Source organism: Maridesulfovibrio sp. (assembly GCF_963676065.1).
Lineage (GTDB): Bacteria > Desulfobacterota > Desulfovibrionia > Desulfovibrionales > Desulfovibrionaceae > Maridesulfovibrio.
The window spans coordinates 2,197,320-2,212,858 of the sequence record NZ_OY780933.1; the positions used below are offsets into that span (position 1 = coordinate 2,197,320).

Genomic DNA, 15,539 nt, shown 5'->3' on the forward strand with positions numbered 1-15,539 from the left:
TTCAGGTGGTTCAGGTCCGCTTTCGCTCAAAAATTGGTTTATATGTGTTAAATCTAACACATTGCAATTATTGACTTTATTTTGGAGGTGGGATTCTATGGGATAATCAATGAAATTGTCAGGCTTTTTGCGGATTTTGAGGTCTGACTTAAACTGTGGAGGTTCCATGAATATTTCACGGCGAGGGTTCATGAAACTTGCGGGCGTAAGTGTTGCAAGTATCGGTATGAGCCAGCTGGGACTCGATCTTTCCCCGACGCAGGCTTATGCCGCCGGGCTTAAGATCAAGGGCGCAAAGGAAGTTATTTCCATTTGTCCGTTCTGTTCAGTCAGCTGTCATTTCATCGCTCATGTGAAGGATGGCAAGATCGTCAGCACCGAGGGTGATCCTGATTATCCGGTAAGTGAAGGTGCGCTTTGTGCTAAGGGTGCGGCTATGCTTTCCATGCATAACAGCCACCACCGCATTGAAAAGCCGCTTTATCGTGCCCCTTACGGCACTGAGTGGGAAGAAAAAAGCTGGGATTGGGTGCTGGACCGCATCGCCCGGCGCGTTAAGGAAACACGTGATGCAGACTTCAAACGGTTCAATGATAAGGGCCAGGAAGTCAACCGTGTAGAATCAATTTTTCATCTGGGTACATCACAGATGGATAATGAGGAGTGTGCAGTCGTCCATCAGGGGGTGCGCGGCCTCGGCCTGGTGCATTTTGATCACCAGGCACGTATCTGACACAGCGCAACAGTTGCGGCTCTGGCAGAGTCGTTCGGGCGCGGTGCGATGACCAACCACTGGTGCGATATCGAAAACGCGGATTCTATCCTTATCATAGGTAGTAACGCCGCTGAGCACCATCCTATCTCCTTTAAATGGGTATTGCGGGCCAAGGACAAAGGCGCCAAGGTTATGCATGTTGACCCAAAATTCTCACGAACCTCCGCGAGATGTGATTTCCATGTACCTCTCAGGTCCGGTACTGATATCGCTTTCATGGGCGGTATGATCAATTATGTCCTTGAGAATGACCTTTATTTCAAGGAATATGTCGCCAATTACACTAACGCTGCCTTCATCGTCGGTAAGGATTTCAAATTCTCTCGCGGATTGTTTTCCGGCTATGACGAGAAATCCCGTAAGTACGACAAATCCCAGTGGGCTTTTGAGCTGGATAAAGACGGCGTTCCCAAGCGTGATGAATCCCTGAAACATTCCCGCTGCGTATTTCAGCAGCTTAAGAAGCATTATTCCCGCTATTCCCTTTCCAAAGTTTCCAAGACCACAGGTGTATCAAAGGATAACCTGCTCAAGGTCTATAAGGAATACAGTGCCACGGGTAAGCGTGATAAAGCCGGAACGATTATGTACGCACTGGGCTGGACTCAGCACACGGTCGGCGTACAGAACATCCGTTCCAGCGCAATCCTGCAGCTTCTTTTAGGTAATATAGGTGTCGCGGGCGGCGGAATTAACGCCCTGCGCGGTGAGCCGAACGTACAGGGTTCTACCGATCACTGTATTCTCTGGCATATCCTGCCCGGTTACCTGCCCATGCCCAAAGCCAGCATGGGATCGTTTGAAGAGTACACCAAAGCCACAACCCCGGTCTCACATGACCCGCAGAGTGCAAACTGGTGGCAGCACAAACCCAAGTATATGGCTTCATTGCTTAAGGGATGGCGTGGCGAGAATGCCACGGCTGATAACGGCTTCGGCTATCAGATGCTGCCCAAGGCCGATGACGGTGAAGATTACTCATACCTCTTCATCTTCGACCGCATGTATCGTGGTGAGATCCGGGGCGGATTCGCATTCGGAACCAACCCGGCCATGAGTGTTCCCAACTCCAACAAGGTCCGTAAGGCTCTCGATAACCTCGACTGGCTGGTCGTGGGCGAGATTCACCATACCGAGACTTCTGAGAACTGGCACCGTCCCGGTGTTGACCCGACCAGTAATAAGACTGAAGTCTTCATGCTGCCGTCTGCTCAGCGTGCGGAAAAAGCCGGTTCAATCAGCTCCTCCGGGCGCTGGCTGCTCTGGCATTACGAAGCATGTCGCCCGATGGGTGAATCAAAGAGCATGGGTGAAATGTACGTGGATATCATCAACCATGTCCGCCGTCTCTACGATAAAGAGAACGGTGTATATCCCGAAGCTCTGCTCAGTCTGGACTGGCCTGCCTACTATGATGCCGAGGATGTCGCCCAGCGCATCAACGGTCGTTTTACCAAGGACGTTGAATTCAAGGGTAAAAAATACAAAAAGGGCCAGCAGGTTCCTTCATTTGTAGCCCTTACGGATGACGGCGCTACCTCTTCCCTGAACTGGCTGTACGCAGGCAGTTACACTGAGGAAGCAGGCAATAAAGCCAAAATCCGTAGTCTGAAACAGACACCAATGCAGGCGAAGATCAATCTGTATCCCAACTATGCATGGTGCTGGCCTGTCAACCGGCGCATCCTCTATAACCGCGCATCCGTAGACCTTAATGGTAAGCCTTACGCTCCTGAAAAGGCTGTCATTGAATGGGACGGTTCCAAGTGGATAGGTGATGTGCCCGATGGCGGCTGGCCTCCGATGGCAACCGGAAAGGGACGCTATCCTTTCATCATGCGTAAGGAAGGTCACGGTCAGCTTTACGGTCCCGGCCGTCAGGACGGTCCTTTCCCCGAGCATTACGAGCCGGTGGAAACTCCCATCACACGGCATCCGTTCTCAAGCCAGCTTAGCAGCCCGGTCTACAAATTCACCGACAGTGATATGGATAAACTGGCTGACCCTGCTGATAAACGTTTCCCCATTGTACTTACCACCTACAGCCTCACCGAACACTGGTGCGGTGGTGGAGATACCAGAAATACCGCTGTCCTGCTGGAAGCGGAGCCTCAGCTTTATGTGGAAATGAGTCCCGAGCTGGCTAAGGAAAAAGGTATCGAAAATGGTGACGGTGTCATTGTGGAAAGTATCCGCGGCAAGGTTGAAGCTATTGCCATGGTTACCGTGCGTATGACTCCATTCGAGATAAAAGGTGATACCGTCCACGAAGTAGGTATGCCTTTCTGTTTTGGCTGGACAACCCGTGGCTGTGGTGACTCCACCAACCGTCTTACCCCGTCAGTTGGTGACCCGAATACCACTATTCCTGAATTCAAGGCCTCTCTGGTGAATGTTCGCAAAGCGAAAAAACTCACCGAGATCGAAGAATAACCCGCAACCAAGGAGTAAAACATGCCTAAAGCATTCTTTGTCGATACCTCAAGATGTACGGCTTGCCGCGGTTGCCAGGTTGCCTGTAAGGAATGGCATGGTCTGCCCGCAGTAAAAACAAAACAACGCGGTTCGCATCAGAATCCACCTGATCTGAATCCCTTCACCTATAAACTTGTCCGATTCAGTGAGCACCGCATCAACGGCAAGGTCGAGTGGTATTTCTTCCCCGACCAGTGCCGTCACTGCGAAGTTCCTCCCTGTAAGGACATTGCCGATTCATACGTAACTGGCGCGGTCATAAAGGACGAAGATACCGGAGCGGTAATCTTCACTGATCAGACCAAGCGACTTGGCGCTGATGAATGTGTTGAAATGACAGACGCGTGTCCCTACAATATCCCGCGTCGAAATTCCGGAACCGGTTTGATGAGCAAATGCGATATGTGTATTGATCGGGTTCAGGCCGGTCTGATTCCTGTTTGCGTCAAGACCTGCCCCACGGGAACCATGAACTTCGGTGATCGTGAAGAGATGCTCGAACTTGCTGAAAAGACCTTGACCAAGGTTAAAAAAGAGTATCCCGAAGCTGCAATAATCGATGCTGACGAAGTAAACGTCATCTATCTGGTTATGAATAAACCTGAACTCTATTACGAGTACGTTACCGCGGATGCCTCAGGCGTCGGCAACGGCGTAACCCGCAAAGAGTTCCTCGCTAATCTCACCAAACCTGCAAAACGCTTGTTTGGATAATTAGTTGCCTCCGGCGGCTGGGGAAGGGAAACTTTTGGGAAAAGTTTCCCTTCCCCAGACCCCATCCCTTCAAAACTTTTTAGTAGGGCTTCGCCGTTGGGGATGATGAAATGGGGTTGAATTAAAATAAAACAAATTTCTACAGACTTTCGTTACCGGACGCGAAGCAGAATAAAACGTTTTGGGAGCCTTAAACCCTTTTGGAAAAGGGTTTAAGGCTCCCGGCAGGGTCGCCAAAGGCGAAATCTTTCGAAAATAGCGCGTAGCGCATCAAATATTTCAGGAGCATGATTAATGGGTAATAAGAAGAAACATGATGTGCAGGCGGGATTACTGGCTTTACGTAAGAAAATGCCTGCCCTTGAGAATATTTTCGATGCCTTCGGGCCGCTGGTTGTGGCTTTGGAGAAGGCTGACGATCTGCTTCTCGACTGGGACGGCTATGTTTTACCAGAGGCTTATGCACCCCGTTTCGAGCAGGGGGTACCGCTGATGACGGATATGGATCTACCTCAGTTTGGTGCTAAGTACCGTGAAGTTTTTATGCTTATGGTGGATGCAATAGCTGAGGGGCTTCCCGCTATTTCCGCTCAGGTTGATGACATCAGGCAAGTTGCTGAGGTTGCGGATGATTTTGATAATTTAGCCAAATTCCTTTGGTTTGAGAAAGAGAAACAGCTGCATAAATTATTTGATAAATGGAAAGTCTCTGGTCAGATTCTGGCTTTTATCGGCACTTTGGCGCTGAAACCTTTCATGGTCGCCATGGAGCCAAAGGCAGCCGCGGCAATTGCGAGTATGGCCTGGCACAAAGGCTATTGTCCGGTCTGCGGTACTTTTCCCGATCTTGCTCTGCTCCGTAAATCCGGCGACGACAACGCCTATTTGAAATCACACGGAGGTCAGCGCTGGCTGCATTGTTCATGCTGCGGTCATGAATGGCGCTTTAAGCGCAACACCTGCCCGTGGTGCGAAAATGAAGATCATGAAAAACTGCGTTATCTTCAGGCTGAAGAACGTCAAAACGAGCGGGTCGATGTCTGCGATAACTGCAAGCATTATTTTGTAACCATCGATACTCGAGAACTTACCGATCAGCCCGATCCGCGTGTAGCACCGCTTGGCCTTGTTCATCTGGACATTAAAGCGCAGGAAGAGGATTACCGTCCTATTGCTGAAATGCCTTGGAATGTTCTTTAGATTTTTGGAGATTTGAAACGTGAAACCGCCGCACTCATTCGAGGTTGTGGCGGTTTTTTTATTGGCAGGAAATATCATTGCCCGCGATTAAATCTGCAAGCACATGATTTTTTTCGGTCTGATCAGGGAACTTGAGTAGATAAATGCAGTTCCAATTCCCTTCCCACAGACAATCCTGTTTCGGGGGATCGGCAAGGATTTCTTTGAAATTTTCAGCCGCCCCGGCATAGAGCATATTGACTTGAAAGCCGGACCTGTGTCCGCGCGGGTGGGTGTAGGAAAGAATGTAGATGCCGCCGTATTCAGGGATAGGACGGGTTTTGGCAAATATTCCGAAGTGATATTCTTTTCCCGATTTTCCGGTGAATATCCATTCTTTTTGTTTGAACATTTCTCCTCCACCCGTCACCCCTGAACCTGAGCTTACTTATATTTCGGTTCAGGGGTGATGTCTTTTGGGTTCCGAATTGAAATTTATTTAGGAATTGCCGCACGAAGTTTTTTAATCGTGCCGCCAATGTCGTCGGCTCCGACAATTTCTGTGACCAGAGCCACGCATTTTGCTCCCCGGTTCATTACTTCCGCGATATTGTGTTCTTTTATGCCGCCGATGGCTACGAAGGGGATATCAATATTTTTGACCACCCAGTCGAGGTATTCAAAGCCGACCGGATCAACCACATCTTCTTTGGTGTAGGTTTTGAAAATGGGACCTACTCCGATGTAATCCACGCCTGCTTCAACTGCGGCGAGGGCCTCCTCGGGAGTGTGGGTGGAAAGGCCGATTGCCATTTCCTCACCAATCAGCTTCCGTACTGCCTCTACCGGAAAATCTTCCTGACCGATGTGGATGCCGTCTGCTCCGACCATCATAGCGAGATCAATGTCGTCGTTGACGATGAAGGCGGCTCCGGCTTCACGGGTCATGCGGCGTATTTCCATGCATTCTTCGTATTTCTGCCCGGATTTAATCTCTTTTTCACGGTACTGAATCAGCTTGATACCGCTATCGAGCATGGCTTTGACCACTTCAACATTAGAGCGGTTTTTAGAAAATTTGAGGGCGGTTAAGCAGTAAATATCAGTATCGAGTATGTTTTTGCGGGTGATTTTTGTTTCGCTCATTGTTCGTTTCCTTAATTGGTTTCGTGGAATTTTTTCAGGTAATAATCGAGAACAATATCTGCCTGTTTTGCCGCACAGATTGCAACTCTAGGCGAAAATGGCGGGGTCTCGGCGTTGCACTCGGTTTTCATATCACCGACAATGTAAAAGTTGTCTCGGACCTTGCGGGTTTTGATTTCATCAGAGTTGCCCGCTCCGCCCATGCCGGAAGCTGTTATCAGCAGCTTGCCCGTGGGCAGGAAACTTTCCACCAGTGCTTTTTTGGCAGCGGCGTCATCAAAAGCCTCGACTATCACATCGCAACCGTCAAATATATCGTGCACGTTTTCGCGAGTTACAGCAGTAGTATTAGTAGTGATGTCGAGGTTCGGGTTGATGGACTTCAGATTTTCACACAGAGCATCAACCTTGCTGCGGCCCAGTTGGTTTATGAAGTAGAACTGGCGGTTAAGGTTGGACTTCTCAATGCGGTCAAAATCAGCAATGACGAAATTTTTGAAGCCGCTGCGGACCAGATGCACGGCGCAGTTGGAGCCTAAACCCCCGGCTCCGGCAATACCGATGCGGACCGTTTGCAGGTAGCGCAAACAGTCCTCACCGAGATATTTTGCTATGCCTTGCTCAGCGTGGTTCACGATGCTTCCTGCAGGGGATGCCAGTCTTTGAAGACAGGCTGATAGCCGTGGTTGCGCAGCATTTCACACATTTCATCAACACTGCGACCATCGCTGATATCGAACTGGCCTACTTTCTCCTGTTCCTCTTCATCTGCGTGACCGCCGACTTCGGTGCAAACTCCCGCTGACATGCGGGTTACACCAAGCGGAAGGATGTTCTCGCGGAAATCGGGTGCTTCACGGGTGGAAACAGTAATTCCGCAGCGGGGCAGGAAAATACGCAGGGCCAGCATGTTCTGGACAAGTGCGGTATCATTTACCAGTGATTTGGGCGTAAAAGCATCGCCCACATGTGTGCGGATGCGCGGCAGGGAAACTGCAATGTCGACTTCAGGATAATTGTTTTGCAGGTAGGCGGCGTGGATGCCTGTTTTCAGTGCGTCATGCCGCCATTCGTCAAGTCCGAGCAGGGCGCCGATGTTGACCACGCGCATTCCTGCCTTGCAGGCCCGTTCCGGTGCATCGAGACGGAAGCGGTAATCGTGCTTGGGGCCTGAAGGGTGCAGGGTCGGATAAAGCTCTTCATTGTAAGTTTCCTGAAACATGGTCATCCCGTCCACACCGACCTCTACCAGCCGGGAATATTCTTCTTCGGTCATGGCATAGATTTCAATGGCAACGGATGGAAAATGTCTGCGCAGAATTTTCACTGCGGATTCAATGTATTCAGGAGATGATTTAGCGCGTGCGTCACCGGTCAGTATAAGTAGTTGCTTAAGTCCGGTTGCGGCGATGGCTTTTGCTTCCGCTTCCAGTTCAGCGGGGCCGAGCTGTGAACGGGGTATGTTATTTTTAGTGTTGAAGCCGCAGTATACGCATCTGTTTGTACAGAAATTTGCCATATAAAGCGGGGTGAAAAGTTGGATGGTCCTGCCGAAATTCTGCAAAGTGAGCTGGCTGGCTTTGGCCGCCATTTCTTCCAGCAGGGGGATCGCCGCAGGGCTTAACAGGGCAAGGAAATCTTCCGGGCCGAGAGTTGTCTTGTTAAGGGCGCGCCTGACATCGTGTTCAGTTACGGAGCCGAATTGCTCGGCAAGGGGGGCGTCGTTGTATTCGGCGCAGATGGGATAGAAGCTCATTTTATTTATCCTTGGTGCAGGAATCCGGTAAGGGGTGAGGATGCCTTGGCATGGCTGTGTTTTGCTCCGGGACCGGAGAGGTATGCTTCACGACCGGCTTTTACTGCGCGGCTGAAAGCTTTGCCCATGAGAGCTGGGTCACTTGCGGTGGCGATTGCGGTGTTTACCAGACAGGCGTCAGCTCCCATTTCCATAGCCTCGCAGGCTTCGGAGGGGCGGCCTATCCCGGCATCAACGATGATAGGCAGCTCAATTTCATCAATCAGGATGCGGATCATCTCACGGGTTTTGAGTCCCCGGTTGGAACCGATGGGAGCGCCAAGGGGCATTACGGCTGCGGCGCCGGCATCGACCAGTGAACGGGCGATATACAGGTCCGCGTTTACGTACGGCAGAACCACAAATCCTTCTTTAGCGAGGATCTCGGTCGCCTTGGCGGTTTCGTAACCGTCGGGCAGCAGGTATTTGTTATCAGAAATGACTTCGATCTTAATCCAGTTTCCGCAACCCATGGCCTTGGCAAGATGGGCGATTCGTACAGCTTCATCGGCGGTGCGAGCTCCGGAAGTATTGGGTAGGAGCTGCATGTTTTTGGGGATGAAGTCCATAACGTTTCCGGTTTCCGCTTCAAGATCAACCCGGCGCAGCGCCACGGTAATGATCTGGGAGCCGGAAGCTTCACAGACATCCGGGATTACGGAATCATCAGCGTATTTACCTGTTCCGGTAAGCAGACGGCTATTAAATTCAACGCCGCCCAATTTAAAGATATCATTGCTCATTTTAATCAGCCTCCGCCTACAAAGCGCAGTATTTCGAGGTGGTCCCCGTCGTTTATTTCGGTTGTGCCGTAATTTTCAGCAGGTATGATTTCCATGTTCAGCTCAATGACTACTGTCTCGGGTACAAGATTTTTCGATTCAAGGAGTTCTAGAACAGTCATGCTTGCGGTCAGTTCAGCATCTTTACCATTAAGTTTTACGATCATTTTCACTCCGTAAAAAAAAAGCTCACCATGTAGGTGAGCACAACAATAGATGGAACAATGTGAATCTATGTAAGCTTCCCTACGGCGGGATTAACCGCATCAGGTTCGAAGGGACAGGCGAAAACGCCATCTCAGCCAAATAAGGCACCCCCAGCTGCGGAAGAGAGTATGAAATTAGTCGGGCAGTGTAAAGGGAAAAAGAAAAGGGCGGAGATACAAATGTATCTCCGCCCTTAAAAATTGAGGGATAAATCTTATTTTTTGCCGCCAAAATACTCAGCATATTTAATAAAATAGATATGCTCGGCAATGTTGGTGATGTGGTCGCCGACGCGTTCCAGACAACGCATGGTAAAGAGCAGGGAAATGAAACCCTTACCTTCAAGATCTTCGGCTTCCACGCAATTTCTCATGCCTGTTACGCCTTCTTTGAACAGCGCGTCCACATTGCTGTCGCTGTGCCAGACATCAAGAGCCTTCTCAACACTGAGTTCCTTGAAGGCTTCAAGGATGGTGCCCAGCATGGCGGTCAGTTCCTGTCCCATGTGTTTCACGTATCCCAGATGCTGGGTGTGTTCTTCTGCAAAGCCCCGTTTGCCTTTCTTGGCAATGCTCTTGGCATAGTCGGCAATGCGCTCAAGGTCGGAGGCAATTTTGCTGGCAGTCAGGACGTAGCGCAGATCAGCGGCTTTAGGCTCCATCTTGGTGATGATCATAAGGGACATCTTGTCCACTTCGTGTTCCAGATCGTTTACCTTTTCATCCCTTTTGACAATGGCTTCGGCTTTCTCGGGATCGTTTTCCTCAAAAGTTTCAAGGGCCTTGTTCAGTTGCTCGAGTGCCAGATTGCCTAATTCAAGGACCAAAGCCTGAAGATCGGAAAGTTCCTCTTCGTAAACCTTCAGAGGATGGTGCATATCCATATAATCTACTCCTGCGCCCGGATCGGGCGGCTGCTCTTTATAATTAAGTGTCCGTCAGCTTTAAACATGCTTCGCCGTTATCATTTACGTGGTTTTTGTTACGAAAACGTGGCGGAACTGTTTCGGGGGAGTAGATATGTTTTTGTCAGTCTACCTATTACCTATTCTGCCTTGAGTTCGGTTCTGCTGCGTGAATCACCTGCAAAAGTACCGAGTACGAAAGCACTGAGGGACGCCGCCGTGGTGGGGACAATGGCGTGTATACCGCCCATGGCTGGTTTCATTATGGTCAGCACAATAAAGGTCCCGACGCCGATGACTATGGAAGCTATCGCGCCTGTGGAATTGGCTCTGTCCCAGTACAGTCCGATGACAATTGGGCACAGGAAGGCCGCTTCCAATCCTCCGAATGCGAAAAGATTGATCCAGACCAGCAGATCCGGCGGCTCTATGGCGGCGATAAAGACCATCAGGCCGACCACCACTGTAACGATCAGACTCATTTTTTTCAGGCTGACCAGAGTCATTTTGGATGCGTCATCCTTGAGACGGTAGTGAATGTAGAGGTCTTTGATGATCGCTGCGGAAACCAGCAGAAGCATGGAATCCACGGTAGACATGATAGCTGCCAGCGGTCCGGCAATAAAAATTCCGGCCCAGACCGGAGAGAGCAGCTCCACAATGAGTGAAGGCATCGCGAGATCGCCCGCCGGGAGTTCCGGGAGAATCGCCCGGCCGAGAGTTCCTGCTAGGTGAGCGCAGAGGATCATAAATCCGATGAGCAGGGTGCCGATGATCATGGCATCATGCATGGCTTTGGAGTCCTTGTAGCCCATGCAGCGCTGGGTTGTCTGAGGAAGTCCCAGAATGCCGATGCCGACCAGCACCCAGAAGGAAAGGGTGAATGGCTGCGGTACCGCGTTCTTCGGTCCGGTGGGTGTGATCAGTCCGGGATCAATCGCCTTGAGTGACTGGATACATTTTTCCATGCCGCCTCCCGCATTGATAACCGCCAGAAGGATGACCACTACAGCCACGACCATGACTATTCCCTGAATGGCGTCAGTTAAGACTACTGCCCTGAATCCGCCGATGGCGGTGTAAAGGATAACGCTTATGCCGAAGAGCACAAGACCCACAACATAAGGGTATCCGGTCACAGTCTGGAAAAGTCTTGCCCCGCCGATGAACTGAGCCAGCATGGCAGCCATGAAAAATACGATCAGGGCCACTGAGCAGAGGATGACCACTGCGTCGCTTTTGTATCTGGCGCGCAGAAAGTCAGTGATGGTTACAGAATCCGTCCTGCGGGCCATGATGGCAAACCGTTTACCCAGTATGCCGAGGGTCAGGAAAGTGGTGGGAACCTGAATCATGGCCAGCAGCACCCAGCTAAGTCCCAGTTTGTAGGCTACTCCGGGGCCGCCGACAAAACTGCTTGCACTGGTATAGCTGGCGATGATGGTCATAGCCAGCACCATGCCGCCCATGGATCTTCCGCCTATAAAATAATCTTCAATGAAACCCTTGGATGATTCTGTCGATTCAGATTTTTTACGCGCCCAGAGAGCTACGCCGAAGGATATTGCCAGATAAAAAATGACCGGGATGATGGTCAGCATGGTATCGCTCATGATTGTCCCTCTCCGGTTTTACGGCTTATTTCATCTTCGGATTCTTCCTCGAGGGGCATATGCTTGAACTTGAAACGGACAAGACCCCACAGGATGATAGTTATGAGTGGGTAACCGACAATGCAGCTGTAAAAGAACCATTCCGGCAGGCCGAAAATGTATTCATATTCTTCCGGGTCTCCGCTGCCCATGCCGTAGGAGCAGACATACCACCAGATAAAGTAAAGGGCATATGCCCCCAGTGTAAACAGGGCTTCTTTATTCGCCTGTGCAAATCGCCAGTCCTTGGTCTGTTTTTCCATGGTGCTTGGCCTCAAGATGAGATGTTTGTGGTTGCGTGAATCAGGCGTTCGGATTTGAGGATTAAGTGAACTGCTTATGACCGACGCCGCGGCTTGAGTGCCTGATGCCTGCGATAAAAGCAAGTTTTTTTGTGGTACGATCCATATTGCTATTTTATCTTTTCCATCTTGGCTGCCGCTTTATGCACAGCTTGAGCGGGCGTGGTTCCGTTGTGCAGGGTTTCATAGATCATTTCCGGGATGATTTTCTGCTCTGACGCTTGGGCCGCCTGCGGGATGATTTCTCCATTTACCAGACTGAAGCTTTTAATGTTATCAAATCCGGAGACTATCTCCCCTATTCTTTTGCGAGAATATTTTTGGAAAACTCCCTGAGCGTCACGATAGAATGACGGATCGGAAGTGATGTGTTTCAGCATGGGCAGCATGCCTCCGGGAACCATATGAAGCCATGTTATATAGGCATCATCCTGATACAGAAATTCTGCTAAACGCACAGCTGCCGCCTGTTTTTTATCGTTTCCTGTTTTTAGTAATCCAAGGGCATGGATCACACCGTAGGCTGCATTCTCAGTCCCGCGGATACTTGAAATCATTCCCGTGTTTTTGAGTAGCATGTAATCGTAATCGGCGCCGTTGAGTTCCTTGAAATTGTCTGTCCCCAGTGAATCCTGGGCTATTTCCGGGATGGCTAGATCGTCCATTATGAAAGATGAATAGAACATCATGGCCAGCCTGCCCTGCATGTAGAAATCACGGCCTCGCCACCATTGCGGTCCCGGCGGGGTGTAGCGGGAAAGCTCTTTGTAAAATTCAAGAGCATCGACCGTCTGAGCTGAATCAAATACAACTTTTCCCTTTTTATTGAATTCTGAAACTCCGGCGGAAAGGGCCAGATGCGTAAAAATCTGCTCGGCATACGAATCACCGCGGGTTCCGATAAGAATCCCGTACCGTCCGTTTAGCGGATCATGAAGAACGCGGGCTGCCTTAAGGATATTTTCCCAGCTGTCCGGCGCGGCTAGTTTTTTGTCGGCAAACCAGTCCTTACGGTACCAGATGCCCTGTATCCAGCCGTTGAACGGCAGACCGCAGTATTTATCACCCGTCCGGAATTTGTTCAGAGGACCGGCGAAGAAGTTCTTCCTGCCTACATGTTCAAGAACTTTGCGGGTGGTGCGGCTGTTCATCCATCCTTTTTTGTTGAAAGCCACAACTAGATCGGAGGAGCAGGTTATGATATCCGGTGAGTCTCCGTTCGCACGCGCGGCAGCGAGTTCCTTCGCTATCCTGTTTTCTTCCACTCCCCGGACGGTAACATTAATGTAGCGGTTGCTTATCCGGAAAGCTCGGACCAGATATTCTATTACGGCCTGTCTGTCAGGTGCTACTTCCGTGGTCCAAAGGGAGATGGATGTTCTGGCCTGCGCGACGTTACTGAGCATCAGGCAGATCATTGTGATCAGCAGTAAGCTGCAAATTTTATTTAACATTGAATCTGATCTCCCCCTGCCAGTCCTTTTTCGGAGGATGGGCCAGAAACTCACGGGTTAATTTCAGGTAATAGTCAGCCAACCGGTCGGGGCCGTTGGTATCGAGGTGATTAATGAGGAGCTTTTCCGCTTGGTTGAAGTCGCGTGCCAGTAAGGCTTCCAATGCTTTTTCCCATTGCAGGACCTTGGTTTTATCCTGCGGTCTGACCGCAAAACGGGCATATTCTTCTGTGCTGTCAGGGCAGGTTCCAAGAAGTTCATAGACACCGCAGCTATGAGCGGTTCCCTTGGGCATAACTCTTCCGGCAAAGCGGAACATGAATCTATCCCCGGCCAGAAGCTTGGTGGATTCACTGACCAGTATGTCGGTACCGAGATGTTTGTTCAGTCCTTCCAGGCGGGATGCAAGGTTTACCGCTGCCCCGATTGCCGTATAGGACATGCGGTCCGATGATCCTATATTGCCTACAACCGCTTCCCCGGTATGAAGTCCCAGGCGGGTCAGCATTTCCGGTTCGTTATGCGCCCGGCAGTTCGCATTGAATTTTGTCAGGGCGTCGCGGAAGCTCAGAGCGGCAAGGCATCCGTTACGGGCATGCTGCCTGTCATCGACCGGGGCGTTCCAGAAAGCCATGATAGCATCACCGATGTATTTGTCGATGGTGCCGTTGTTATCCAGGATTACACGGCTCATGCATTTAAGATAGCCGGTGATGGTTTCAGTCAGTTTCTCCGGGGGCATTGTTTCAGAAATGGAGGTGAAATCCTTTATGTCACTGAACAGGAAGGTCAGTTTTTTTCTTTCGCCTCCCAGTCTGGGAACAATGTTGTTTACAAGCATGGATTGCACCAGCGGACGGGGAATATATTTTCCGAAAGAATTAAGTGTACTGCGCATGGTTTCAGTTGCTTCGGAAAGATCACGGACTTCAACAATTCTTGATTTAATATCCACCTTTTTGTTTAATTTGAATTGGCGGATGTTATCTACGCTGCGGGTAAGTTCAATCAGCGGTTTGCTCAATTTTCTGGCAACCAGATGAATGAGTGGAAGAAAAAGGATCAGAATTCCCAGTGAGACGAACAGGGCCCTTGTTCCTATTTCTGCAATTGGCTTTGTGAAGAAAGCTTCCGGGACTGTGATAGCGACAAAGAGTTTTTTCCCATATTCTGAGGGGAGAGGGTCGACCAGCGATATATATTTTTCTCCGTCAACATTCAGTTGCTGGATATGTATGGTCTTCCCGGGGTGTTTTTGCTGATTTAAAACCAGTGAATCAAGGACCGGGTTTTTAAGTCCGGTAACTTTAGGGCGGTCCAACTTACTGTTGGCTTTTGAGTATATGCTGCTGCGCATCTTTTCCATGTCGTGGTAACCGTAGAGATCACCTGATTTTTCAAAAATCATGATTTCGGAATTTTTGCCGACCAGCTCTTTTTTCATGAATATAGAAAGATTGGCCAGCGAGATATCCACCCCGATTACTCCGGGCACTGGGCCGTCGAACCTGCGTGATACTGTCAGCCCCGGTTCGCCGGAAAGAGCGAACATATATATGTCGCTCAGTACGGCCTTGTCGGTAATTTTTGCGCTGCGGTACCATTCGCGGATTCTAGGATCGTAGCTCGGGTTGCTGTCTGAATTCGAGCCGACTGTCACGAACCCTTTGTCCATATATCTGGTAAGTTCATATCTTCTTCCGCTGGGAAGATGCCCGAGAGTCTGAGTATACCATGCAGCATTTGCGGGGATGTTTTTTTCTTTTTTCATTTTTTCCCGGTTTCGCAGGGAGGAAATCAGGAAAAAGTCACCATCCGCAAAGCCGATGAAAATTGATGTGAAATCATTGTGTTCCTGAAGGCACTTGAAGAAAGCATTACTCATTGGATGGGAATGCAGGGAAGGTTTCTCTTCAATCTCATTGAAGCCGACATAGGTGTTGACTGTCATAAATGCACTGTCGAAAATGCTTTGGGTTCGTTCACCTATAGCTGCCCCGGTCTGCTTAACCAACTGTTGTGCCGAAAAAATAGCAATGCGTGAATTCTGGATGTAGCCATATGCTATTATGCAAAGTGCGATTGTGCACATAAGAATTGTAAATACGGTTAAGATGTTTAAATATAGTGGTATGTTCTTTTTCATAGAGTATG

14 protein-coding genes and 1 riboswitch are annotated in these 15,539 nt (G+C 49.9%); of the genes, 3 read left to right on the forward strand and 11 right to left on the reverse strand.

What is annotated here, in order from left to right; translation table 11 throughout:
- The first annotated feature begins 166 nt into the window (after positions 1–166).
- The 3 genes from fdnG (at position 167) to ACKU35_RS09740 (ending at position 5,164) form a co-directional block, all read left to right on the forward strand.
- Positions 167–3,208: a formate dehydrogenase-N subunit alpha gene (gene fdnG / locus ACKU35_RS09730; RefSeq protein ID WP_319759028.1), complete on the forward strand. Its 3,042-nt coding sequence runs from the start codon at positions 167–169 to the stop codon at positions 3,206–3,208.
- A 21-nt stretch (positions 3,209–3,229) separates the two neighbouring features.
- Positions 3,230–3,964 carry a 4Fe-4S dicluster domain-containing protein gene (locus tag ACKU35_RS09735; RefSeq protein ID WP_319759029.1) on the forward strand — a complete coding sequence of 245 codons (735 nt, stop codon included), beginning with the start codon at positions 3,230–3,232 and terminating at the stop codon, positions 3,962–3,964.
- 294 nt (positions 3,965–4,258) lie between these two features.
- Positions 4,259–5,164 carry a formate dehydrogenase accessory protein FdhE gene (locus tag ACKU35_RS09740; protein ID WP_319759030.1) on the forward strand — a complete coding sequence of 302 codons (906 nt, stop codon included), beginning with the start codon at positions 4,259–4,261 and terminating at the stop codon, positions 5,162–5,164.
- A gap of 58 nt (positions 5,165–5,222) precedes the next feature.
- Here the strand turns inward: ACKU35_RS09740 and ACKU35_RS09745 are convergent, their stop codons facing one another.
- The 11 genes from ACKU35_RS09745 to ACKU35_RS09795 form a co-directional block, all read right to left on the reverse strand.
- Complete coding sequence (locus ACKU35_RS09745) at positions 5,223–5,555, reverse strand: hypothetical protein (protein ID WP_319759031.1); 333 nt, start codon at positions 5,553–5,555, stop codon at positions 5,223–5,225.
- Between the two features lie 83 nt (positions 5,556–5,638).
- Positions 5,639–6,289: a thiamine phosphate synthase gene (thiE, locus tag ACKU35_RS09750; RefSeq protein ID WP_319759032.1), complete on the reverse strand. Its 651-nt coding sequence runs from the start codon at positions 6,287–6,289 to the stop codon at positions 5,639–5,641.
- 11 nt (positions 6,290–6,300) lie between these two features.
- On the reverse strand, positions 6,301–6,924 hold the full coding sequence (gene thiF / locus ACKU35_RS09755) for a sulfur carrier protein ThiS adenylyltransferase ThiF (protein ID WP_319759033.1): 624 nt from the start codon (positions 6,922–6,924) through the stop codon (positions 6,301–6,303).
- Positions 6,921–8,045 (reverse strand): 2-iminoacetate synthase ThiH, encoded by a 1,125-nt coding sequence (thiH, locus tag ACKU35_RS09760; RefSeq protein ID WP_319759034.1) that lies wholly within the window; start codon positions 8,043–8,045, stop codon positions 6,921–6,923. Before thiH ends, thiF begins: the two co-directional genes overlap by 4 nt.
- Positions 8,046–8,050: 5 nt before the next feature.
- Positions 8,051–8,827 carry a thiazole synthase gene (locus ACKU35_RS09765; protein WP_319759035.1) on the reverse strand — a complete coding sequence of 259 codons (777 nt, stop codon included), beginning with the start codon at positions 8,825–8,827 and terminating at the stop codon, positions 8,051–8,053.
- Between the two features lie 5 nt (positions 8,828–8,832).
- Positions 8,833–9,033, reverse strand: a complete 201-nt coding sequence (thiS, locus tag ACKU35_RS09770; RefSeq protein WP_319759036.1) for a sulfur carrier protein ThiS — start codon at positions 9,031–9,033, stop codon at positions 8,833–8,835.
- 59 nt (positions 9,034–9,092) lie between these two features.
- A riboswitch (TPP riboswitch) is annotated at positions 9,093–9,195 on the reverse strand.
- Between the two features lie 92 nt (positions 9,196–9,287).
- A complete protein-coding gene (phoU, locus tag ACKU35_RS09775) occupies positions 9,288–9,956 on the reverse strand; it encodes a phosphate signaling complex protein PhoU (protein WP_319759037.1) in 669 nt (222 codons plus the stop codon).
- Positions 9,957–10,117: 161 nt separating this feature from the next.
- Entirely contained in the window at positions 10,118–11,590 is a 1,473-nt protein-coding gene (gene panF, locus ACKU35_RS09780) for a sodium/pantothenate symporter (RefSeq protein WP_319759038.1), read from the reverse strand.
- Complete coding sequence (locus ACKU35_RS09785) at positions 11,587–11,892, reverse strand: YhdT family protein (RefSeq protein WP_319759039.1); 306 nt, start codon at positions 11,890–11,892, stop codon at positions 11,587–11,589. Before ACKU35_RS09785 ends, panF begins: the two co-directional genes overlap by 4 nt.
- A 149-nt stretch (positions 11,893–12,041) precedes the next feature.
- Complete coding sequence (locus tag ACKU35_RS09790) at positions 12,042–13,385, reverse strand: extracellular solute-binding protein (RefSeq protein WP_319759040.1); 1,344 nt, start codon at positions 13,383–13,385, stop codon at positions 12,042–12,044.
- Positions 13,375–15,531 carry an adenylate/guanylate cyclase domain-containing protein gene (locus tag ACKU35_RS09795; RefSeq protein ID WP_319759041.1) on the reverse strand — a complete coding sequence of 719 codons (2,157 nt, stop codon included), beginning with the start codon at positions 15,529–15,531 and terminating at the stop codon, positions 13,375–13,377. Before ACKU35_RS09795 ends, ACKU35_RS09790 begins: the two co-directional genes overlap by 11 nt.
- Positions 15,532–15,539: the final 8 nt, after the last annotated feature.